This window comes from Nocardioides sp. YIM 152315 (assembly GCF_029210375.1).
GTDB lineage: Bacteria > Actinomycetota > Actinomycetes > Propionibacteriales > Nocardioidaceae > Nocardioides.
On record NZ_JARGER010000039.1, the window covers coordinates 71,658 to 93,068 of the forward strand.

Below are 21,411 nucleotides of genomic sequence, written 5' to 3' on the forward strand. Positions count from 1 at the left end.
CCCGGGACTCGCAGCTCACACCACGCTGAGCGGCAACAACCTCTGCCCGGTCGGGCCGATCTGGATCTCGGTGCCCATCTCGGGGCACACGCCGCAGTCGTAACACGGGGTCCAGCGGCAGTCCTCGACCTCGACGTCGGCGCCGTCCGCCGCGGCGAGCGCGTCCTCCCAGTCGGCCCACAGCCAGTCCTTGTCGAGGCCGGAGTCGAGGTGGTCCCAGGGCAGCACCTCGTCGTAGTCGCGCTCGCGGGTGGTGAACCACGCGAGGTCGACACCCGTGCCGGCCAGCGCCTTCTCGGACGAGCCGACCCAGCGGTCGTAGGAGAAGTGCTCGCTCCAGCCGTCGAAGCGGCCGCCGTCGCGCCAGACCTCCTCGATGACCCGGCCGACCCTCCGGTCGCCGCGGGAGAGCAGCCCCTCGATGATGCCGGGCTTGCCGTCGTGGTAGCGGAAGCCGATGGCGCGGCCGAAGCGCTTGTCCTCACGCACCGTGTCGCGCAGCTTCTTCAGCCGCTCGTCGGTGGTCTCGTGGTCGAGTTGCGCGGCCCACTGGAAGGGCGTGTGCGGCTTGGGCACGAAGCCACCGATCGACACCGTGCAGCGGATGTCGTTGCGGCCGGACACCTCACGCCCCTTGGCGATGACCTTCTTCGCGAGCTCGGCGATCGCCAGCACGTCGTCGTCGGTCTCGGTCGGGAGGCCGCACATGAAGTAGAGCTTCACCTGCCGCCACCCGTGGGAGTACGCCGCGGCGACGGTGCGGATCAGGTCCTCCTCGGTGACCATCTTGTTGATCACCTTGCGCATCCGCTCGGACCCGCCCTCGGGGGCGAAGGTCAGGCCGGAACGGCGGCCGTTGCGGGAGAACTCGTTGGCCAGGGTGATGTTGAAGGCGTCGACGCGGGTCGAGGGCAGCGACAGCGACACGTTCGAGCCGTCGTAGCGGTCGGCGAGCCCCTTGGCGACGTCGCCGATCTCGGTGTGGTCGGCACTCGACAGCGACAGCAGGCCGACCTCCTCGAAGCCGGACCTGCGGATGCCGTTCTCGACCATGTCGCCGATGGTCTCGATCGACCGCTCGCGCACCGGCCGGGTGATCATGCCGGCCTGGCAGAAGCGGCAGCCGCGCGTGCAGCCGCGGAAGATCTCGACGGAGAAGCGCTCGTGGACCGTCTCGGCGAGCGGCACCAGCGGCTTCGCCGGGTAGGGCCAGGCGTCGAGGTCCATCAGGGTGTGCTTGCGCACCCGGAACGGGATGCCGGGGCGGTTGGGTACGACGGCCTCGATCGTGCCGTCCGCGGCGTACGCGACGTCGTAGAAGCGCGGCACGTAGATGTTGCCGCTGACCGCGAGGCGGCGCAGCAGCTCGTCACGACCTCCGGGGCAGTCCTCGACCTTCCAGTCGCGGACGACCTCGGAGATCGCGAGCACGACCTCCTCGCCGTCGCCGAGGACGGCGGCGTCGAGGAAGTCGGCGATCGGCTCGGGGTTGAACGCCGCGTGCCCACCGGCGATGACGATGGGGTCGTCGTCGGTGCGGTCGGCCGCGTGGATCGGGATGCCCGCCAGGTCGAGGGCGTTGAGCATGTTCGTGTAGCCGAGCTCGGTGGAGAAGCTCAGCCCGAACACGTCGAAGGCCCGGATCGGTCGGTGGCCGTCCACGGTGAACTGCGGGATCGCCTCCTCCCTCATCACCTTCTCCAGGTCCGGCCACACCGAGTAGGTGCGCTCGGCGACGATCCAGTCGCGCTCGTTGAGCACCTCGTAGAGGATCTGCACGCCCTGGTTGGGCAGCCCGACCTCGTACGCGTCGGGGTACATCAGCGCCCAGCGGACGGTCGGACCGTCGGTCGCGCAGTCCCAGTCCTTGACCGTGGAGTTGAGCTCGCCGCCGACGTACTGGATCGGCTTCGACACCGACGGGAGCCGGGGCTCGAGTCGAGGGAACACCGATTCGGGGCCAGATTCGGGGCCGGACTCGGGGGCGCTCGCGGGCGCGGACATGCAGCTACCTCGCAGGGATCGACGCTTGGGGAACGATCAAGGGTACGACGGTCCCGGGCGCGAGACCGAACCCTCAGTCGTGGCCGGTCGACAGCTCCTCGAGCGCGCTGCGGGCCACGACCAGCTCCTCCTGGGCCAGCGTGATCAGATCCTCGAGCCCTGCGGCGCCGTACCGGTTGGCGACGTGCTGCACGGCGTCGACGATCTCGGGCTCGTAGTCACGGTCCGTCATGACTCCATCCAAACAGACGGCGTCCACCTCCTGGTGACGGTCCGCAGCCGCGCGTGGCAGGGGAGCAGGCCGACGCGGCGACGACGCCCAGGTCTCCTACACTCGCTGCGTGATCCGAGGTGGCACCGGGGGCGTCGGCGTGACGTCCGTCCGACGCACTGGTGGCCTCGTGGCCGTCTCGTTCCTCTCGGCCAGCGCTCTCGGGTTCATCCTGCTCGCAGTCGTCGCACGATGGCTCGAGACGGACCAGAACGCCAGCTTCCTGGTGCTCTGGGCCGTGATCTTCGGCATCGGCGCGATGATGTCGGCCATCGACGTCGAGTGCTCCCGGCTGTCGAGCAGGGCAGACGTCAGCGGCGAGAAGGTGCCGGCCCAGGTCGCCTTCGTCGGCTGCGTCGGGGGGGCCGGCGGGCTCGTGGCCTGCCTCGTGCTCGCGGCCCTGCCCGGCCTCGGGGCCGAGCTGACGAGCTCGCCGGGCACGTTCGTCCTCACCCTCTCGGCCGTGGCACTCTTCGCACCGCTGTGCTTGACCCGAGGCGTGCTGATCGGCACCCGCCGAGTCCGCGCGTACGCCGTGGTCGTGGTCGGCGAGGCGCTGCTCCGCATCACGCTGGCCCTGGTCCTCTGGCTGACGTCGATGCCGCCGTCGGTCCCGGCGGCCGTCGCCGCCGTCGCGGTCGGCGGCCTGGCCTGGTTGCCCTTCTGCGGCACCGTCCTGCGAGCGGTCTCCTGGCGAGGGCGCGGCCCGGCTCCCTCGTGGGGGGAGGCGGGCCGCAACGTCGGGTCCCTCGGCGCCGCCAACGGGCTGTCCACTCTGCTGATGGCCGGCTACCCCGCGCTGGTGACGACGGTCGTCGGCAGCGCGCAGGGACTGCAGACGCTGTTCGCCGCGGTGGTCCTCACCCGACTGCCACTCGTGGCGCTGTCCCCCGTCCAGGCCGTCGCCGTGCCGCTCGCCACACGAGCGATCCACTCCGGCAACCGGAGCACGCTCCGCCGATGGTGGCGCAGGTGCGCCGAGATCCTGGTCCCGGTGCTCGCGATCGCCGCTGCCCTCGGCTGGTGGCTGGGTCCGCTGGCCGTGCGAGTGTTCCAGGGTCAGGCCTACGACCCGCATCCGGCCATGGTCGCGGGGCTCCTGGCCGGGACCTGCGTGCTGGCGGCAGCGCTGCTGCAGCTCGCCGTGGTCGTCGCGGCCGACCGACACCTGTGGGTGACGATCACCTGGATCGGCGCGACCGGTGCCGCGGTCGCGTGCCTGGCCTCCGGCATCGGGTCGGCGGAGGCCCGTGGCGTCGCCGCCTTCGTCGTGGGTGCGACCACCGCCTACGCGATCAGCTCGGTGGCCTTCCTGCGGGCGCTCCGGCGACGCACGGGCTCAACGGTCGTCGGCGTCGCGCGCCCCTCCGGTCAGTGAGCGCCGGCGCCACACACGGCTGCGTGCCATGTCGAGGAGGCCACGCCACAGACCGACCGAGAAGACCGCACCGAAGACGGGCGCGAACAGCGAGAACCCGACGACGTCTCGTCGTTCGACGCCCAGCCGTCGCAGCACAGCGGCGACCACACCGAGCCCCGCGGGAAGGGCGAGCAGCAGACGCGGGCGACGCAGCACCGCGAGCACCGCGAGCGGGCTGAGCACGAAGTAGGCGATCAACGGCTTGTGCAGCCGGGTGCCTCGGGAGAAGTAGCTGTCCAGCAGCAGCGTGCCGCGCTGCCGCGCGTGCCGGACGAAGTCGCGGTGCGTCGACCGCGCCACGTACTCCGCCGAGTAGGCGGGCGACATCCAGATCCGCTCCCGCTCGGCGATCCACCGGATCAGCGCCGTGTCGTCCGACGAGTTGCGCTCGTCGTCGTAGAGGCTGGTGATGCCCGCATAGCCGTCCAGCAGGAGGTCGCGCGGGCAGACGAACCCGCCGGTGCCCTTCGGGTAGTAGTCGAAGTCTTCGGTCCCGAAGCTGATCAGCCGGGGGTTCGCGAGGTAGCGGCGCCATCCCAGGTAGGTGAGGACGTACCAGAACTGGGCCTGGCGGTTGCCGTCGCGAGGGATGTCGATGTGGCAGTTCCACACCCGCGCCTCGGGGTGCTCCGCCATGAGCTGCCGGAGATTCACCAGCGCGTCGGGATGCATCCAGACCCGCTCGCCGATGAACGAGACGAGCTCCCCCGTGGCGTGGCCGACACCATTGCGGCTCGCCACCAGCCGGCCCCCGTTGGGTTGACTGTGCAGCCGCACCCGCACGTCGGTTCGCGCGGCGAACGACGCGACCACCTCAGCCGTCCGGTCCGTCGACCCGTCGTCGACCACCACGACCTCCGCCTGGGGCCACTCGGCGCGCTCGATGGCGGTGCAGAGTCGCGCGAGCGCGGTCTCGACCAGTTCCTCGGCGTTGTGACAGATCACGACGAAGGACAGCGACGGCGTCTCCGGCATGCTGAGGACTCTCTCATGGGCGCGGCCACCGATCGCGCGGGGCAGCACCCGACGGCTCGGACGAGCCCATCGTTGTAGGGTGATCGCGCGACGCGTCGGCTCGCGGGCTCCGGTCAGCCGAGTCGCGAGATGTCGTCTTTCAGCTTTGCAGGAACGAGGGCGCGCGAGGCGTCGGACTCTACTGCAGGGGTTCGTACGTCGACCGAGGAGCCGGATTGGCCATCGTGATGGTCGCGGGCACGACCGCGGAGATCATCAAGCTCTCGCCCCTGATGCGTTCCCTGCTCGACAGTGGCACGCCGTACGAGCTCTGGAACACCGCACAGCACGTCGACGGGCTGCGGGCGACCCTCGACGACCTCGGCCTGCCGCAGCCGGACGAGCACTTCCTCGACCCGCGCACCCAGTCGCCGCTGGTCCGTTCCTCCCAGGTGCCGGGCTGGATGCTGCGGATCGGGTTCCACACCCTGCGCCACCGCCGGCGCCTTCGCCGGACGCTGCACGCCGGCGGCCGGCCGCTCGTCGTGGTGCACGGAGACACGTTCACGACCGTCCTGGGTGCCCTGGTCGGGCGCTTCCTCGGGGCGCCGGTGGCGCACGTCGAGGCCGGCATGCGATCCGGGGACCTGCGCAACCCGATGCCCGAGGAGATCAACCGACGCGTCGTGGCGCGCCTCGCGCGGCTGCACTTCGCACCGACCCGGCGGGAGGTCGACAACCTCCGGCGCGAGCGCGCGAAGGGGCTGGTCGTCGACACCGGCGCCAACACCGCGATCGACGCGCTGCGGATGATGCTCGGGGCCGAGCACCCTCCGATCGACCTGCCCGACGAGTTCGGTCTCGTGACGCTGCACCGGTTCGAGATGCTGCGCAACAGCGCCGTCTTCGCCGAGACGCTGCGGGTGCTCAAGGAGTCGAGCCCGCTGCCGCTGGTGATGCCGGCGGGCGACACCGAGCGCCGGCGAGTCGAGGAGCTCGGGCTCTCCGCCCTCTTCGACGACCGCTTCCGCCTCGTCGCGAAGCAGCCCTACCCCCGGTTCCTCCCGATCCTGGCCCGGGCGAGCTTCGTGGTCACCGACTCCGGCGGCCTGCAGCAGGAGTGCGGCATCCTCGGGCGTCCCGCCGCCATCCAGCGGGATGCGACCGAGTCTCACCAGGGGATCGGCGAGAACCTCGTGCTCACCCAGCTCGACCCCGACCGGCTCCGCGACTTCCTCGCCCGCTGGGAGGACCACCGACGTCCGTCCCAGCTCGACGCCTTCCACCCGACCGAGGTGATCATGGGTTCGCTGCGCAGCGAGGGGTACGTCGGCGCCGAGGTCCGCTGACCCGGCGCCGGAGCGACCGTCCGTCACAGCGGGACGGCGACGCCCTCTCGCGCCGAGCGCAGGCAGGCGTCTACCACCCGCAGCGTCTCGACCCCTTCGCGCATCGGCACGATGTAGGGGTCGGCCACGCCGCGGATCGCGTCGCGGAATCCCTGGTGCTCGACCGCCAGCGGCTCGCGCTTGTGCAACGAGAACCGCGTGACGTCGCCCTCGGAGACACCGCGGAAGGAGGCGATCGCGTCCCACTCGTTCTCGAGCGTGCCGTTCTCGTAGTACGTGAGGTCCCCGGTGAGGGTGTCGGCGACCAACGCGCCCTTCTCCCCCGTCACGACGCAGTGTCGCTCCTTGCGCGGCGAGAGCCAGTTGACGAGGTGGTTGACGATCACGCCGTTCGCAAGCCGCCCGGAGGCCACCAGCATGTCCTCGTGCTGGCGGCCCGAGCGGTAGGTGACGTGGGCGGTGACGGTGGTGTACGCCGAGCCCGCGATCCACGGGGTCAGGTCGACGTCGTGGGTGGCGAGGTCCTGGACGACGCCGACGTCGTTGATGCGCTCGGGGAAGGGTCCCTGGCGCGACGTCGTGATCTGGTAGACCTCCCCGAGCACGCCCTTCGCGATCCGCTCGCGCAGGGCGATCATGGCGGGGTTGCAGCGCTCGACGTACCCGACGGCGCCGACCAGGCCGGCGTCCTCGAACGCACGCGCCACCCGTTCCCCGGACTCGACGGAGTGCGCGATCGGCTTCTCCACCATCGCGTGGACCCCGGCGGCCGCGAGCGTGAGCGCGACCTCCTCGTGCAGGCTGGTCGGGACGGCGACCATGACGCCGTCGACGCCGGCGTCGATGATCGCCTGCACGTCGGGGAGGACGGGGAGCTCGCCCGCCACCCCGAACCGGTCGCCGATCGGGTCGGCGACGGCGACGAGGCGGAGCCCGGGAGTGCTGCGGATGACGCGCGCGTGGTGGCGTCCCATGGCGCCGAGGCCGATGAGGCCGATGCGCAGGACGTCGGTCTCGTCGGCCATCACGCCCCCGCCCCGACGACCGTGTTGACGGCCTCGACGATGCGCTCGAGGTCGTCGCCGGACAGCGACGGGTGCACCGGGAGCGAGAGCACCTCGAGGGCGGCCTTCTCGGTCTCGGGCAGGTCGAGGTCGGGCGCGAACTTCTTCAGCGACTCGAGCCGGTGGTTCGGGATCGGGTAGTAGACGCCGGACCCGACCTGGAACTCCTCGCGCAGGCGCCGCACCACCTCGTCGCGCCCCTCGGCGACCCGGATCGTGTACTGGTGGTAGACGTGGGTGGCGCCCTCGGCGACCACCGGCACGGTCACGCCACGCAGGTGCTCGTCGAGGAAGGCCGCGTTGCGCTGCCGGGTCTGGGTCCAGCCCGCGACCTTGCGCAGCTGCGCCCGGCCGATCGCCGCGTGGATGTCGGTCATCCGGTTGTTGAGACCGATGACCTCGTTGGCGTACTGGCGCTCCATGCCCTGGTTGCGCAGCAGCCGCACCTGCCTGGCGAGGTCCTCGTCGACGCAGGAGACCATGCCGCCCTCACCGGAGGTCATGTTCTTCGTCGGGTAGAGGGAGAACATCGCGAAGGATCCGAACGCGCCGACCGGCGTGCCCTGCCAGGTGGCGCCGTGGGCCTGGGCGGCGTCCTCGAAGAGCGCGACACCGTGCTCCTGCGCGATCGCGCCGAGCGCGGTCATGTCGGCCGGGTGTCCGAAGAGATGGACCGGCATGACGGCCCTGGTGCGCTCGGTGATCGCCTCTTCCACGGCGCGCGGGTCGAGGCAGAAGTACGTCGGCTCGATGTCGACGAAGACAGGGGTGGCGCCCGTGAGCGCGACCGAGTTGGCCGTCGCCGCGAACGTGAACGACGGCACGATGACCTCGTCCCCCGGGCCGATGCCGGCCGCGAGCAGACCGAGGTGGAGACCGGACGTCCCCGAGTTGACGGCGACGCAGGTGCGGCCCCCGACCAGCTGGTCGGCGAACTCCTGCTCGAACGCCGCGACCTCCGGGCCCGACGCCACCTGCCCGGTGGCCAGCACCGCGTCGACGGCGGCGCGCTCGTCGGCACCGATGATCGGCTTGGCGGGGGGGATGAACTCTCTCGACGTGCTCGTCATGCTCCAACTCTCTGGATCTGGTTACCGTTCAGCTCGTACCGGTCTCCGGAGACCGGGCAGAGGAAGCTGCCGTCGTCCTGCTGCTGCAACCGGCGGCCGTGCTCGCCGACCCACCCGATCTGGCGGGCCGGGACGCCGGCGACCACGGCGTACGCCGGGACGTCGCGGGTGACGACCGAGCCGGCCGCCACCATCGCCCACTCCCCGACGCGTACGGGTGCCACGCAGACCGAGCGCGCGCCGATGGAGGCGCCGTCGGCGATGTCGACGCCGACCGCCTCCCAGTCGTCCGCGGACTTCAGCGCGCCGTCGGGGCTCACGGCGCGGGGGAACGTGTCGTTGGTCAGCACGACGGCCGGGCCGATGAACACGCCGTTGCCGAGCCGCGCGGGCTCGTAGACCAGCGCGTAGTTCTGCAGCTTGCACCGGTCGCCGATCTGCACACCCGAGCCGACGTAGGCGCCCCGGCCGACCACGCACTGCTCGCCGAGCACCGCACCCTCGCGCACCTGCGCGAGGTGCCAGATGCTGCTGCCGTCGCCGATGACGGCGTCGGCGGAGATGTCGGCGCTGTCGACGCTGCGAAAGCTCATCGATGGGCCCCCTCGGGGTCGTCGTCCGGGATGGTGTCGTCCTTCGGTGAGGACGGCCTGTCGTCCGGCCCGGGGTCCGGCTCGGGATCCTGCTGGTCGACGGACCGGTGCTCGCCCGGGGCCGGCGATCCAGCCCGAGGGACGTGACGGACCGGGACCTCGACGGCGTCCTCGAAGGCGATCGGACGGTCCGCGTCGTTCTCGGAGCGTGGCCGCGAGAGCAGCCAGACCGGGGAGCTGAAGAGCGCAAAACCCACGGCACCGGCGATGATGACGACCCACGGGCTCGGCGCCCATGGCCACCACCACTCGTAGTCGGAGATGAGCTGGGCGCCGTCCGTGCCGGTGACGTACCGCCTGATGTTGGCGTAGAGCGCGGCGCCGGTGGCGACGCTCAGGGCGGCCGAGATCACGGCACCCTGCACGCGAGTGAGCCTCAGCGAGGATCCGTGCTGCCGCCCCACCAGCGCGAGGCCGACGAGGATCGGCACCATCGGCAGCAGGTACCGCGGCTGCACGCTCTCCCCCACCACGAGCCGCGCCCGGAAGTAGGTGAGCGCGGGCAGCGCCACGAGCGGGATGGCGATCCCGAGCATCGCCAGCGCCTTGGACCATCGCCCCTGGCCCAGGCCGTTGAGGAAGACGAACCCGAGGATCAGGGCCACGGGATAGGCGGCGAGCGACGGGACCGCGGTGTCGAGCCAACCGAGCCCGAAGGAGTAGCCGAACATGCCGCTGATCAGTGCGGGCGACTCCAGCACGAAGTTCGTCACGACCTCGCGCAGGGCGCGGTCGGTCTCCGCCGAGGCGCCCGCGACGCTCCCGACCTGGGCAGAGCTCAGCGCGACGTAGGCGGCGACCGCGAACGCCACCGCGGGGATCACGGCGAGCCAGCGACGCGCGAGCAGGATCCGCCAGTTCAGGACGGACACGGCAACTCCGGTGATCACCACGTAGACCGCAGCGTCCCCTCGAGAGGTGACTGCGAGCAGCGCCGAGAGCAGCGCGAGTCCGGCCAGCACGTAGCGCCGTCGTACGGACGGCGCCGTGAACACGGCGTTGAGGGCGAAGGCCCAGCCGGTGACGCCGACGACCGCCCAGCTGCTCGGGTTGACGGAGCCGATGATGAACCAGCCCAACGGCACGAGCGTCACGGTGACGGCGTACGCCATCATCCGGCGCGCACCCGACGCGCTCGCCAGGCCGATCGCCGTGAGCAGCAGCGCGGCGATGATCACGTTGGCCATGCGCATCATCAACACGGACTTCACCACGGACTTGCCGACGAAGAGATGCATGAAGCTGTAGTAGCCACCCGGGTAGTCCCCGGTGTCCACTGCCGACGTCTCCCCCCGCTTGCCGACGAGCGGCTCCTGGCACGCCGCAGACGCGGTCGGGTCGAACGCGTAGCACTGACCTCCGGCCACCAGCGCCGGAGCCTTCACGCGGAGGTTGCCCTCGGGGTCGGTGCCGAGCTCCGTGCAGGGTCTCGAGGTCTCGGAGGCGCCGACGCACCAGATCGAGGTCATGTGGTAGCTGTCATCCGGCGAGGAGCCCACCGGTGAGGACAGCGCCCAGGCACCTCCACACAGCACGACCCCGACCGCGACCGCGAGTGCCACGAGCCATTCGGTTCGCTTCACGACGGTCCTCGATCGATCCCCGATGCGGTCGAGCACCGGGGGGTCACCTGCTGGAGGCCCGCCTGGTGAGCCCACACCCGAGCAGCGCTCTCGAGTCCCACACGTCTCTCCCCGTCACGTCGACAATCCGGAGCATCCTACTCACGGCGGACGTCACGGACCGCCGTCGGGCTGCGCCCGCGCCGCGACGCTCGCCGACGTCGCGCGCAGCTCGACGGGCGGGAGGAGCAGCAGCACCAGGAACCCGACCACGCCGAAGCAGCCGGCGAGGAGGAAGACCTGGTCCATCGACTCCGCGAAGCCCACCTTGAAGGGGTGCGCGATCACCGGGTCCATCTGGTCGATCACCGAGGAGTCGTCCTGGACCCGCGCGACGAGGTCCGGGTCGGGCCCGTGGCCGTCGGCCACCGCCTGCTGCCAGGCCGCCGTCTGGCTCTCCTCCTTGATCGCGTCGGTGATGTGGGCGCCGACGCTGGAGAAGAGCACGGACAGGAAGACCGCGACACCGATCGTGCCGCCGATCTGGCGGAAGAACGTCGCCGAGCTGGTCGCCACGCCGATCTCGGTCGGAGGCACGGCGCTCTGGATGATGAGCAGCAGCGGCTGCATGCAGTTGCCGAGGCCGAGCCCGAGCACCAGCATCGCGAGGCTGACCAGCGCCAGCGGCGTGTCGGCGCCGGTGAACGACAGCAGGAAGAGCCCGATCGTCATCACCGCGGAGCCGAAGATCGGGAACAGGCGGATGTGCCCGGTGCGGGAGATGACCTGACCCGACGCGATCGAGCCGGTCATCATGCCGACCACCATCGGCAGCATCAGCAGCCCGGACTCGGTCGGCGTCGCGCCGTGCACGATCTGCATGTAGAGCGGCAGCAGCATGATGCCGCCGAACATCGCGACGCCGACGATGATGCTGGCCGCGACGGTGACCGCCGCGGCGCGGATCCGGAAGATCCGCAGCGGGATCAGCGCCGCGTCACCCATGGCCCGCTCGGTGAGGAAGAAGGCGACGAGGCCGATCCCGCCCACGACGTACGTCGCGATCGCGCGTGGGGAGTCCCAGCCCCACTCGCGCCCCTGCTCCGCGACGATCAGCAGCGGCACCAGCCCAACCGCGAGCGCGGCGGCGCCCCACCAGTCGATGCGGATGCCGGGGCGCGGGGTGTGGTGCACGTGCAGCGTGCGGTAGACGACGGCGAGCGCGGCGACGCCGATCGGGACGTTCACCAGGAACACCCAGCGCCAGCCGTCGATGCCGAGGATCGTGTCGGCGCCGGCGAAGAAGCCGCCGATGAGCGGCCCGAGGACGCTCGAGGTGCCGAACATCGCCATGAAGTAGCCCGTGTAGCGCGCGCGCTCGCGCGGCGACACGATGTCGCCGATGATCGCGAGGACCAGCGTGAAGAGTCCGCCGGCGCCGAGGCCCTGGAACGCGCGGAAGAGTGCGAGCTGGTACATCGACCCGGCGAACGAGCACAGGGCCGATCCGACGATGAACACGGTGATCGCGAACATGAAGAGCTTCTTGCGCCCGTAGAGATCGCCGAGCTTGCCGTAGATCGGCGTCGTGATCGTCGCGGTGATCAGGTACGCCGTGGTGACCCAGGCCTGGACCGAGAGTCCGTTCAGGTCGTCGGCGATCGTGCGGATCGACGTGCTCACGATCGTCTGGTCGAGGGCGCCCAGGAACATGCCGAGCATCAGGCCGGACAGGATCGTGAGCACCTGCCGGTGGGTGTACTCGCCGGTGTGGTCCTCGGTGCCGACGCCCGCCGGCCGCGCGTTCTCACTCATCAGGAGTCAGCGTAGGGGCTGCGGCGGCTCCTCGAAGCGGTCGGAGAGTGCGTAGCGCAGCAGCACGACCTCGCCGATGGGTCGCGCGTCGACGAGCGTGGCCGGGCGCCCGGGGCGGCACGGGAAGGGACCGTCGTCGACGAACCGGCGGGCCCGCGAGTCGCCCACGAAGAACGGCGCGACGACGAGCTGCAGCTCGTCGGCGAGGTCGGCGGCGAGGAACTGGGTGTGGACGGTGCCGCCGCCCTCGACCATCAGGCGGCGTACGCCGCGGGACGCGAGGTCCTCGCTGAGCGACCGCATCGACACCGGGTCGCCGCCCGCGACGACGGTGGCGACCGCTCCGAGCCGGGAGCGCGCACGCGGCCCGCACGACGACGGGCAGTAGACGAGCTTCTCCGACTCCCCGGTCGTGAAGAAGCGCGCGGTCGGGTCGAGGTCGGCGTGACAGGTGACGGTGACCTTGAGCGGCGACGGCTTCAGGCCGCGCGCGACCCGCTCCTCGCGGCGCTGGGCGCCGCGCACCAGCAGTCGCGGGTTGTCGTTGCGCACGGTGGTGGCGCCGACGAGGATCGCGTCGCACCCGGCGCGCACCTCGTCGACCCGGTCGAGGTCGGCGTCGTTCGAGAGCATCAGCCGCTCGTCGCCGGCGCTGTCGAGGTAGCCGTCGATCGAGACGCCGCAGCTGAGCAGCGTGTAGGGACGGTCAGGCACGGGCCACCCCCCGCACCAGCGGCACGAGCCCCGGCAGGGTCGCGACCAGGGCGAGGACGCCGTAGAGCACCGACACGGCCGCCCCCTGCGCGGCCCCGAGGCCGGCGGCCGCGAACGCCCCGGCGGCGACGCCCTCCCGCGGGCCCCATCCCGCGACGTTGAGCGGGATCGCGGCGCCGACCATGACCACGAGCGCGAGCGGGAGCAGGGTCGCCAGCGACGCGTCCGTCCCGACGGCACGAGCCGCCACGAGGAAGACCACGACGTGGCCGGCGGACGCGACCAGCGACGTCGCGACGACCACGGGCCACCGCGACACCGCCGCGAGGACGGCGAGGGCCAGCAGGGCCGACGCCCAGGGCGCCGGTCCCGCCAGCAGCAGCGCACCGGCCGCCGAGGCCTGCACCAGCTGGCCCGAGCCGCGTTCGGCGACGACCGGCAGCGTGCCGTGACGTACGGCGCGGTGCAGGTCGCCCGCCACGCCGCCGGGCACGGTGGCGTTGAGGAGCTGCGACCGGTAGTAGGCGGCGACCGCGGCGCCGACCGGCACGTCGGCGCCGAGCGCCCGCCAGCGGCACGCGCAGCAGACCGTGGTGACCGCGGTGATCGCCAGGGCGGCCGACACCGCTCCGGGCCCGGCGGACCTGGCCGCGTCGGCGAGCGGCTCCGGGCCGACCCGCCAGGCGACGGCCGCGAGGATCGCGGCGCCGCCGAGGACGCGGAGCCACCTCATCGCACCGCCTCCAGCGCGTCGCCCACGAGAGCGACCGTGCGCTCCCAGCCGGCGAGCGTCCCCCGCCGCGAGCGCGCCGCCGCCCGCAGGGCCGCCCGGTGACGCGCGTCGGTCAACCACCGCCGCAGCGCCTCCGCGAGCGCCCCGGCGTCGCCGGGCGGGACCAGCACCCCGCCGTGGCCGAGCGCCTCCCGCACCCCGCCGACGTCGCTCGCGACCACCGGCAGCCCGCGGGCGAGCGCCTCGGTGACCACCATGCCGTAGGTCTCCGCGCGCGAGGCGAGCACGAGGAGGTCGGCCTCGGCGTACGCCGCGTCGAGCTCGGCCGCGGTCATCGGGCCGGTGAGCCGGACCGCGCCGCCCAGGCCGGTCGCGAACCCGGGCTCGACCGAGGTCGAGCCGACCCCGCGGCAGGTCCACGCGAGGTCGTCGAGCCTGTCCAGGGCGGCGACGAGCACGTCGTACCCCTTGGCGGGTGTCACCGCGCCCACGCTCAGCAGGGCGCTGCCGTCCGCCGACCCGGGAGCGAGCGGTGCCGGGTCGACGCCCGGCTCCGCGACGAACGCCCGGGCGAGGTCGTAGCGCGCCACCAGCCGGTCGCGGGTCCATCGGCTGGTCGTGATCACCGCGGCGGCGGCCCGCAGCACCGGCCCCTCCCAGGCCTCCCACCGCGGCGTGTGCACGAGGACCACCAGCCGCAGGCGTCGCGCCTCGGTCAGCAGGTCGGGGCCCGAGAGCAGCCCATCGACGACGGTCGTCGCCCCGTCGGGGACCGTGGCGGTGCAGGTGTGCTCGGTGGCGCCGAGCCCGGCGATCACCCGGCGGTCGTACACGTTGCCGCCGCTGGGCCGTGCCGGGTCGTCGATCTCCGGCGGTCGCACGACGTGGGTGATCACAACAGCCTCTCGTAGCTCGCCGACGCGACGTGCGACTCGTGCAGGGTGACTACCAGGCGACGGACGCCGGCGCCGAGCTCGCCGACGCGCGCGGCGATGCGGTCCGCGACCGTGCGTGCCAGCACCTCGGTCGTGGTCGTGGTGCCGGCGAAGTCGGGCTCGTCGTCGAGGTTGCGGTAGGTCAGCGACCCGAGCACCTCGTGCAGCACCTCGGCGGCCCGGCCGATGTCGACCAGGATGTCGTCGCGGGTCAGCTCCGGGCCCGAGAACGCCACGTCGACGACGTACGTCGCGCCGTGCAGCCGCTGCGCGGGACCGAAGACCTCCCCGGGCAGGCTGTGGGCGATCATCATGTGGTCGCGGACGGTCACGGTGAACACTCAGGCACTCCCGTCGTACCGGATCGTGTGGCAGAGGCCGGGCAGGCGACCCGCGGCCATCGCCCGCATCACCGCCGGCAGGTCGGCGAACGGCGACTCGCCGCTCAGCAGCGCGTCGAACGCGGGGTCCGCGAGCAGCCGCAGGGCGAGCGCCAGCCGCTCCGCGTGGGTGTGCCTGCCCCGCCGCACGCCCGCCACCGCGCCGACCTGACTGGCCCGGATGCCCAGCCGGGCCGAGTGGAAGGCACCACCCAGCGCCACCTCGACGGGCCGGTCGCCGTACCAGCTCAGGTCGAGCACGGTGCCCTCGGACGCCAGCAGGTCGAGCGACCGCTGCAGCCCGGCCGACGTGGCGCTGGCGTGCACGACGGCGTCGCGGTCGCCGCTCGCCTGCTCCGGTGCCGCGAAGCCGACGCCGAGCCGCTCCGCGACGTCGGCCCGGCTCTCGTCCACGTCGACGAGCACCACGTCGACCTCGGGGAGTCGCGCGAGCAGCCGCGCCACGCTGCACCCGACCATGCCGGCGCCCACCACCGCGATCCGGTCGCCGATCAGCGGGCCGAGGTCCCACAGCGCGTTCAGCGCGGTCTCGACGGTGCCGGCGAGCACCGCCCGGCGGGCCGGGACGTCGGGCGGGACGACGGTGACCGCGGCCGCGGGGACGACGTACGCCGTCTGGTGCGGGTGCAGGCAGAACACCGTGCGGCCCAGCAGCGCGGCCTCGCCCTCGGCGACGACGCCGACGGACAGGTACCCGTACTTGACCGGACCTGGGAACGAGCCCGACTGGAAGGGCGCCCGCATCGTGTCGGCCTGGGCGGGCGGGACGGCGCCGCGGTGCACGAGCAGCTCGGTGCCGCGGCTGATGCCCGAGTGCAGCGCGCGCACCAGCACCTCCCCGGGACCGGGCTCGGGGAGCGGCTCCTCCCGTAGCTGGCCGAGTCCGGGACCGCGCAGCCAGTAGGCCAGCGCGGTGCGGGTCCCGGCCGGGACCCGCGGGGGCGCCTGCGCGTGGCTGGTCACACCCCTGACACGCAGCCACCCCGCGCGTGGTTCAGCGGTCGCTCAACCGGCGAGCTCGAACGCCGGTCGACCGTCCTCGGTCTGCACCTCGACCGCGGCGATGTCGTCGCGGTCGAGCGAGGTCGCCCCGGTGACCCGCATGGTCCGGCCGGGCACCGCACGCCACGTCGCGACCTGCTGGACGTCGCCGTCGACGGAGCGGACGACCAGCGCGTAGCTACCGCCGCCCTCGGGCTGGTAGTCGGGCCGCTCGCCCTCGCCGCCGGCCCATCGGCACTCCAGGTCGAGGCGGGTGCCCCACGCGACCGGGGTCAGCGCCACGGAGGCGACGTCACCGCCGTCGCCGATGGGGGTCATCTCCTCGGCGGGTGCGGTGCTGACGGCCGACGACGGCTCGGCGCGCGGCGCTCCGTCGTCGCGGTCACCGAGCGCGCCGAGGAGCGCGAGGGAGACGGCCGCGACGGCGGCGACCGCCGCGGCCGCCGCCAGACCGATCAGCCGGCGTCGCCGGCGCTCGCCGCGTCGTACCTCGTCGAGGAGTGCGGGCAGCAGGGTGTCGGGCAGCGGTTCGGGGGCCGGCGCCGACTCGACCACGTCCAGCGGCACGCGGGAGAGCAGGCCGGGCAGCCCGGCGATCTGGCCGACCGACCGGGCGCAGTCCGGGCAGGTCGCCAGATGACGCTCGAAGGCCAGCCGCTCGGACGGCGGCAGGGCGCCGAGGACGTAGGCGGCGTCGTCGTGGGCGAACTCGCAGCCGAGATCCATCGGGGGGCTCACGCCACCACCCCCATCTCCTCGAGCGCCAGCCTGAGCGCGCGCAGCGCATAGTGCGTGCGGGACTTCACGGTGCCGGCGGGTACGCCGAGGCGCTCGGCCGCCTCCGCGACCGGGAGCCCGCGGTAGTAGCACTCGAGCAGCACCGCGCGGTGCTCGGCCGACAGTCGGGTCAGCGCCTCGGCGACCACCCACGAGAGCAGCACCTGGTCGGTGTGGTCCGGCTCTCCCCCGCCGTCGGGCACGTCGGCGACCGTCACCTCGCTCTGCGAGCGCTTGGTCCGCCAGTCGTCGATCACGATGTTTCGCGCCACCTTGAACAGCCAGGCCCGGACCGATCCCTGCGCCTCGTCGAGACTCGGCAGGCTGCGCCAGGCGCGCAGCAGGGTCTCCTGCACCACGTCCTCCGCCCGCGCCCGGTCGTTGCCGGTCAGACGCAGGCAGTAGCCCCACAGCGCGGCAGCATGCTCGTCGTGCAGCTGCTGCATGAGGGCCACCGGGCTCTCGGCCATCACCACCTCCCGCACCTCACACGGTCCGTCGACCGGTCCGGTTCAGAAGCACCCCGCATGAAGCACCCCACGGAATCGCATGCTTCCCCCGCTGCGCTCCTCCAGCCCACCATTCCGCGGGGACCCCGCACGAGTGTGACGCACGGCTCAGGCGGCGTACTTCTCCTCGAGCGCGTCGGTGAGCAGCGCGACCAGTGCCTCGAGCTGGACGTCGACCGACGCCGCGGCCGTCTCGCCGGCACCGTCGAGCGCCCGAGCGGCGAGCCCGGCCTTGCTGTCGATGAGCTCGGCGATCCGCGTGTCGATGGTCTGCGCGGCGATGATCCGCCACGCGGTGACCGGCAGGACCTGACCGATCCGGTGCACGCGGTCGATGGCCTGGGTCTGCTCGGCGTCGGTCCAGGAGAGCTCGGCGAGCACGAGGTTGGAGGCGACCTGGAGGTTGATGCCGACGCCGGCCGCGGTGAGCGAGCAGACGATGACCTCGACCTCGGGGTCGTCGACGAAGTCGCTGATGTTCTTCTCGCGCGCCTTCGTCGTCTGGTCGCCGCGGATCGAGGAGTAGCGGATGCCCCGGCGGGCGAAGGTCTCCTCGGCGGTGTCCATCACGTCGATGTGCTTGGCGAAGAAGACGACCTTGCCGACGTTGCGCGCCAGCTGCGCGGCGTAGTCGGCGGCCAGCCCGGCCTTGGCCTTGCCGATGTGGCGCATCATCGTGAAGCCGTTCTCGCCGGTCTTGGTGTCGCTGTCCTCGCGCTCCCAGGTCGCGACCTGGCGCACCAGGCCGTGGTCGATGCCCTCGACCACGCTGCCAGACCTGCGGGTGGCGATCGCCATCTCATAGCGCTCGACCAGCCGGCGGGCCAGCTCGCGCTCCGCGTCGCGGATCGAGCGGCCGACCTCGTCGTCGAGCTCGACCGGAAGGTCGGCGACCCGGCGGGCCGGGATGTCGGCGGCCACGTCGACCTTGCGGCGGCGCACGATGCCCATGTCGACGACGCAGCGGCGGGCGGCGGGGTAGAACGCGTGGTCGGCCGGGGTCAGGCCGGTCTCCTCGAGTGCGGCCATCAGCGTGTCGAGCGGCGCCTTGTCGTCGACCCAGCCGAGGAACTGCCAGATCGCGCGGAAGTCCTCGATGTCGTTGATGAGCGGCGTACCGGTGAGCGCCATCAGCAGCGGCCGGGCGCTCCGCTCGCGGATGCGCTCGGAGAGGTGGAGCACGTTCTGGGAGCGCTGGGAGGTCTTGTTCTTGATGAAGTGGGCCTCGTCGACGACCATCCCGCGGAAGCCGTGGCTGGCCATCCAGCCGACGTGTCGGTCGAGCACCTCGTAGTTGACCACCACGATGTCGGCGAAGCCGTCGATCTCCTCGCCGTCGCCGTGGATGACGGTCACGGTGCGCTGCGGCGTCCAGATGCCGGCCTCGCGCGCCCAGTTCATCTTCACGACGTTCGGCACGACGACGAGCAGCGGGAATGCGTCGGCCGCCTGCGCCGCCAGCAGCGACTGCGCGGTCTTGCCGAGGCCCGGCTCGTCGGCGAGCAGGAACGTGCGGTGACCCTGGCGGGCCGCCTCGACGAGCTGAGCCTGGTGGCGCATCAACTCGTGTCCGCCGGGCGCCTGGAGCGACTCCGGCTCCGGCAGGTCCATGCATGAGGTCGCGCCCGCGGCCGCGGTCTCGAAGGAGCGGAAGAGCGGGCCGAGCAGCTCCCAGGTCGCCAGCCGGTGGGTCAGCGGCTTGCGCTGCTCGGCGGCGGAGAAGTCGGGCACCAGGAACGGGTTCGCGAGCTGGCGCGAGAGCACCGACTGCGGCATGACGCGGCGCTCGGCGCTCGGGTCGAGGTCGGCCTCGTCCTCCGGCTCGGGCTCGGGCTCGGCCTCCATGCCGGCGGCGGCGATCATCTCCCTGCGCAGCGCCTTCGCGGAGTCGGAGACCGTCGCGTCCTCGGCGAGCAGCGCGAAGAGGGACGGCTCCCGCGCGGCGGTCTTGGCGAGGATGGTGGCGATGCCGTCGAGCCTCTTGAGCTGCTCGTTGCGCTGGGCGTCGGTCATCGCCGCATCGGCCTTGACCCGCGCCCGCTCCTCGCGCGCCAGCAGCGCGACGACCTGGAACTTGCTGCGGATGCCGGGGACGTTCGAGCGGCGCTCCACGGCGTTCTCGACCTCGCGCACGGCGCGCGCGAGGATCGGGATGATGCCGTCGTTGTCGAGCGGTCGGCGCCGCCCGTTGCGCTGGCCGTTGCGCTGGGACGACCGGTTCTGGGACGACCGGTTCGACGTACGGCGGCTCGCCGTCTGCTGCTGGCCCTGTCGAGCCAAGGACCCTCCTCCGAATGACGGTCGCGGCAACCCACGGGGAGGTGCACCCCCACGGACCCGGACCGGGACGAACGCGCGTCTTCGGACCGGCCGACGAGGCCACTCCCTGACGCGATCCGGTCGGCGTGCTCCGGCACGCCGCCGATGAGAACGCGGCCCGATCGGGCCGACGTCTCGTCCACTGTAGCGCGCGAAGCCCGCTGCACGTGAGTCAGACCGTGAAGTCCACTCCCTGGGCCAGCGGGAGCTCGCCGGAGAAGTTGACGGTGTTCGTCGCGCGGCGCATGTAGGCCCGCCACGCGTCCGACCCCGACTCCCGGCCGCCGCCGGTCTCCTTCTCGCCGCCGAACGCGCCGCCGATCTCGGCACCGGAGGTGCCGATGTTGACGTTGACGATCCCGCAGTCGGAGCCCTCCGCCGACACGAACAGCTCGGCCTCGCCGACGTCCTGCGTGAAGACGCTGGACGACAGGCCCTGCGGCACCGCGTTGTTGAGCTCGATCGCCGTGGCGAAGTCGTCGTAGGGCAACACGTAGAGCAGGGGTGCGAAGGTCTCGCGGGCGACCACCTCGGTCTGCCGGTCCAGCCGCACGATCGCCGGGCGCGCATAGTAGGCGTCGGGCGCCTCGTCCTCGAAGACTCGGCCGCCGCCGGCCACGAGCTTGCCGCCGTCGCCGGTCGCCTCGGTGACGGCGGTCGCCATCGCGTCGTACGCCGCCTTGCCGACGAGCGGCCCGACGAGCGTGCCCTCGGCCATCGGGTTGCCGATCGGGAGCCGCTCGTACGCCGCGGCGAGCCGGTCGGTGAGCTCGTCGACGACGCTGGTGTGTGCGATCACCCGGCGCATCGTCGTGCAGCGCTGACCGGCGGTGCCGGCGGCGGCGAAGACGATGCCCCGGACGGCGAGGTCGAGGTCGGCGCTGCCGGTGACGACGGCCGCGTTGTTGCCGCCGAGCTCGAGCAGCGACCGCCCGAACCGCTCGGCGACCCGCGGCCCGACCGCACGGCCCATCCGGGTCGATCCGGTGGCGCTCAGCAGCGCGATGCCGTGGTGGTCCACGAGCGCCTGTCCGACGTCGGGGCCGCCGAGGACGACCTGCGCCACCGCCTCGGGCGCGCCCTGATCGGCGATCGCGCGCGTCAGGGTCGCCTGGCACGCGAGCGAGGTGAGCGGGGTGAGCTCGGACGGCTTCCACACGACCGGGTCGCCGCAGACGAGGGCGATCGCGGTGTTCCACGACCAGACCGCGGCCGGGAAGTTGAACGCCGACACGACGCCCACGACGCCCAGCGGGTGCCAGGTCTCCATCAGCCGGTGGCCCGGCCGCTCCGACGGCATCGTCCGGCCGTAGAGCTGCCGTGACAGCCCGACGGCGAAGTCGCAGATGTCGATCATCTCCTGGACCTCGCCGCGCGCCTCCGACGTGATCTTCCCGGCCTCGATGCTGACCAGCGTCGCGAGGTCGTCCTTGTGCTCGGTGAGCAGCTCCGCCCAGCGCTTCACCAGGGCGCCGCGCTGCGGCGCCGGCACCTTCCGCCAGGCCCGGAACGCCTCACCGGCCCGGCCGACCGCCTCGTCGACGCACGCCGCGTCGCGCCAGCTCAGCGACGCGACCTGCCGCCCGTTGATCGGCGAGGTCGTCACGTCGTCCCCGCTCAGAGAGTCGACGTCGACGCCGCAGCGGCGGGCCGTGTCGAGCGCGAGGGCGGACAGCTCGGGCTGGGAGGGGATGGTGCTCATGGAGCGTTCCTACCGCATCCGGCATCAGGCCGTCCCCGACGAGGCCACTGGTGCCGGTCGTTGAGGAAGGCGCCCCAGCGGCCTCACGGTGGTTGAGGAAGGCGCCCTGGCGCCTGTCTCGAAACCACCCCGTGGTGGACTGGTGGTGGTTTCGAGC

19 protein-coding genes are annotated in these 21,411 nt (G+C 72.4%); 2 read left to right on the plus strand and 17 right to left on the minus strand.

The genetic code is table 11. From position 1 onward, the window contains the following. Positions 1-15: 15 nt before the first annotated feature. On the minus strand, positions 16-2,004 hold the full coding sequence (locus PZ894_RS16725; protein WP_275746521.1) for a TIGR03960 family B12-binding radical SAM protein: 1,989 nt from the start codon (positions 2,002-2,004) through the stop codon (positions 16-18). Between the two features lie 73 nt (positions 2,005-2,077). Further along, positions 2,078-2,236 carry a hypothetical protein gene (locus PZ894_RS16730; protein ID WP_275746522.1) on the minus strand — a complete coding sequence of 53 codons (159 nt, stop codon included), beginning with the start codon at positions 2,234-2,236 and terminating at the stop codon, positions 2,078-2,080. A gap of 109 nt (positions 2,237-2,345) precedes the next feature. Between PZ894_RS16730 and PZ894_RS16735 the strand changes: the two genes are divergently transcribed. Beyond that, complete coding sequence (locus tag PZ894_RS16735) at positions 2,346-3,653, plus strand: hypothetical protein (protein WP_275746524.1); 1,308 nt, start codon at positions 2,346-2,348, stop codon at positions 3,651-3,653. On the opposite strand, the gene PZ894_RS16740 is transcribed toward PZ894_RS16735, so the two are convergent. Next, complete coding sequence (locus PZ894_RS16740; protein WP_275746526.1) at positions 3,615-4,670, minus strand: glycosyltransferase family 2 protein; 1,056 nt, start codon at positions 4,668-4,670, stop codon at positions 3,615-3,617. The two genes, PZ894_RS16735 and PZ894_RS16740, sit on opposite strands and share 39 nt — an antisense overlap. A gap of 224 nt (positions 4,671-4,894) precedes the next feature. Between PZ894_RS16740 and PZ894_RS16745 the strand changes: the two genes are divergently transcribed. Further along, the gene (locus PZ894_RS16745) at positions 4,895-5,998 is read left to right on the plus strand and encodes a UDP-N-acetylglucosamine 2-epimerase (RefSeq protein WP_275746554.1); all 1,104 of its coding nucleotides are present in this window, start codon (positions 4,895-4,897) and stop codon (positions 5,996-5,998) included. A 23-nt stretch (positions 5,999-6,021) separates the two neighbouring features. Here the strand turns inward: PZ894_RS16745 and PZ894_RS16750 are convergent, their stop codons facing one another. The 14 genes from PZ894_RS16750 to PZ894_RS16815 all read right to left on the minus strand — a co-directional run bounded on the left by PZ894_RS16750 (position 6,022) and on the right by PZ894_RS16815 (position 21,254). Continuing rightward, entirely contained in the window at positions 6,022-7,023 is a 1,002-nt protein-coding gene (locus tag PZ894_RS16750; protein ID WP_275746527.1) for a Gfo/Idh/MocA family oxidoreductase, read from the minus strand. Then, a complete protein-coding gene (locus tag PZ894_RS16755; RefSeq protein WP_275746529.1) occupies positions 7,023-8,132 on the minus strand; it encodes a DegT/DnrJ/EryC1/StrS family aminotransferase in 1,110 nt (369 codons plus the stop codon). Before PZ894_RS16755 ends, PZ894_RS16750 begins: the two co-directional genes overlap by 1 nt. Beyond that, entirely contained in the window at positions 8,129-8,725 is a 597-nt protein-coding gene (locus PZ894_RS16760) for an acyltransferase (protein WP_275746531.1), read from the minus strand. Before PZ894_RS16760 ends, PZ894_RS16755 begins: the two co-directional genes overlap by 4 nt. Then, the gene (locus PZ894_RS16765) at positions 8,722-10,368 is read right to left on the minus strand and encodes a DUF2142 domain-containing protein (RefSeq protein WP_275746533.1); all 1,647 of its coding nucleotides are present in this window, start codon (positions 10,366-10,368) and stop codon (positions 8,722-8,724) included. The genes PZ894_RS16760 and PZ894_RS16765 overlap by 4 nt, the downstream gene beginning before the upstream one ends. A 153-nt stretch (positions 10,369-10,521) precedes the next feature. Beyond that, complete coding sequence (locus tag PZ894_RS16770) at positions 10,522-12,162, minus strand: MDR family MFS transporter (RefSeq protein ID WP_275746534.1); 1,641 nt, start codon at positions 12,160-12,162, stop codon at positions 10,522-10,524. Between the two features lie 6 nt (positions 12,163-12,168). Beyond that, positions 12,169-12,876 (minus strand): dihydrofolate reductase family protein, encoded by a 708-nt coding sequence (locus PZ894_RS16775; protein WP_275746536.1) that lies wholly within the window; start codon positions 12,874-12,876, stop codon positions 12,169-12,171. Further along, the gene (locus tag PZ894_RS16780) at positions 12,869-13,609 is read right to left on the minus strand and encodes a lysylphosphatidylglycerol synthase domain-containing protein (protein ID WP_275746537.1); all 741 of its coding nucleotides are present in this window, start codon (positions 13,607-13,609) and stop codon (positions 12,869-12,871) included. The genes PZ894_RS16775 and PZ894_RS16780 overlap by 8 nt, the downstream gene beginning before the upstream one ends. Next, positions 13,606-14,505, minus strand: a complete 900-nt coding sequence (locus PZ894_RS16785; RefSeq protein ID WP_275746539.1) for a glycosyltransferase family 4 protein — start codon at positions 14,503-14,505, stop codon at positions 13,606-13,608. Before PZ894_RS16785 ends, PZ894_RS16780 begins: the two co-directional genes overlap by 4 nt. Further along, on the minus strand, positions 14,502-14,885 hold the full coding sequence (locus PZ894_RS16790; protein WP_275746541.1) for a 6-carboxytetrahydropterin synthase: 384 nt from the start codon (positions 14,883-14,885) through the stop codon (positions 14,502-14,504). The genes PZ894_RS16785 and PZ894_RS16790 overlap by 4 nt, the downstream gene beginning before the upstream one ends. Further along, positions 14,886-15,908, minus strand: coding sequence for a dehydrogenase (locus PZ894_RS16795; protein ID WP_275746542.1), 1,023 nt, complete (start codon positions 15,906-15,908; stop codon positions 14,886-14,888). Between the two features lie 42 nt (positions 15,909-15,950). Further along, a complete protein-coding gene (locus tag PZ894_RS16800; protein ID WP_275746543.1) occupies positions 15,951-16,685 on the minus strand; it encodes a zf-HC2 domain-containing protein in 735 nt (244 codons plus the stop codon). Next, a complete protein-coding gene (locus PZ894_RS16805) occupies positions 16,682-17,194 on the minus strand; it encodes a sigma-70 family RNA polymerase sigma factor (RefSeq protein WP_275746545.1) in 513 nt (170 codons plus the stop codon). Before PZ894_RS16805 ends, PZ894_RS16800 begins: the two co-directional genes overlap by 4 nt. A gap of 147 nt (positions 17,195-17,341) precedes the next feature. Beyond that, positions 17,342-19,513 (minus strand): DEAD/DEAH box helicase, encoded by a 2,172-nt coding sequence (locus PZ894_RS16810; RefSeq protein ID WP_275746547.1) that lies wholly within the window; start codon positions 19,511-19,513, stop codon positions 17,342-17,344. Between the two features lie 211 nt (positions 19,514-19,724). Further along, positions 19,725-21,254, minus strand: a complete 1,530-nt coding sequence (locus PZ894_RS16815; protein WP_275746549.1) for an aldehyde dehydrogenase family protein — start codon at positions 21,252-21,254, stop codon at positions 19,725-19,727. Positions 21,255-21,411 lie beyond the last annotated feature (157 nt).

What these genes read in the sequence shown, in the direction of transcription:
- PZ894_RS16725 (WP_275746521.1), bottom strand. Translation starts at nt 2,004, where the DNA reads ATGTCCGCGCCCGCGAGCGCCCCCGAGTCCGGCCCCGAATCTGGCCCC.
- PZ894_RS16815 (WP_275746549.1), bottom strand. Translation starts at nt 21,254, where the DNA reads ATGAGCACCATCCCCTCCCAGCCCGAGCTGTCCGCCCTCGCGCTCGAC.
- PZ894_RS16750 (WP_275746527.1), bottom strand. Translation starts at nt 7,023, where the DNA reads ATGGCCGACGAGACCGACGTCCTGCGCATCGGCCTCATCGGCCTCGGC.
- PZ894_RS16755 (WP_275746529.1), bottom strand. Translation starts at nt 8,132, where the DNA reads ATGACGAGCACGTCGAGAGAGTTCATCCCCCCCGCCAAGCCGATCATC.
- PZ894_RS16770 (WP_275746534.1), bottom strand. Translation starts at nt 12,162, where the DNA reads ATGAGTGAGAACGCGCGGCCGGCGGGCGTCGGCACCGAGGACCACACC.
- PZ894_RS16760 (WP_275746531.1), bottom strand. Translation starts at nt 8,725, where the DNA reads ATGAGCTTTCGCAGCGTCGACAGCGCCGACATCTCCGCCGACGCCGTC.
- PZ894_RS16730 (WP_275746522.1), bottom strand. Translation starts at nt 2,236, where the DNA reads ATGACGGACCGTGACTACGAGCCCGAGATCGTCGACGCCGTGCAGCAC.
- PZ894_RS16780 (WP_275746537.1), bottom strand. Translation starts at nt 13,609, where the DNA reads ATGAGGTGGCTCCGCGTCCTCGGCGGCGCCGCGATCCTCGCGGCCGTC.
- PZ894_RS16740 (WP_275746526.1), bottom strand. Translation starts at nt 4,670, where the DNA reads ATGCCGGAGACGCCGTCGCTGTCCTTCGTCGTGATCTGTCACAACGCC.
- PZ894_RS16805 (WP_275746545.1), bottom strand. Translation starts at nt 17,194, where the DNA reads ATGGCCGAGAGCCCGGTGGCCCTCATGCAGCAGCTGCACGACGAGCAT.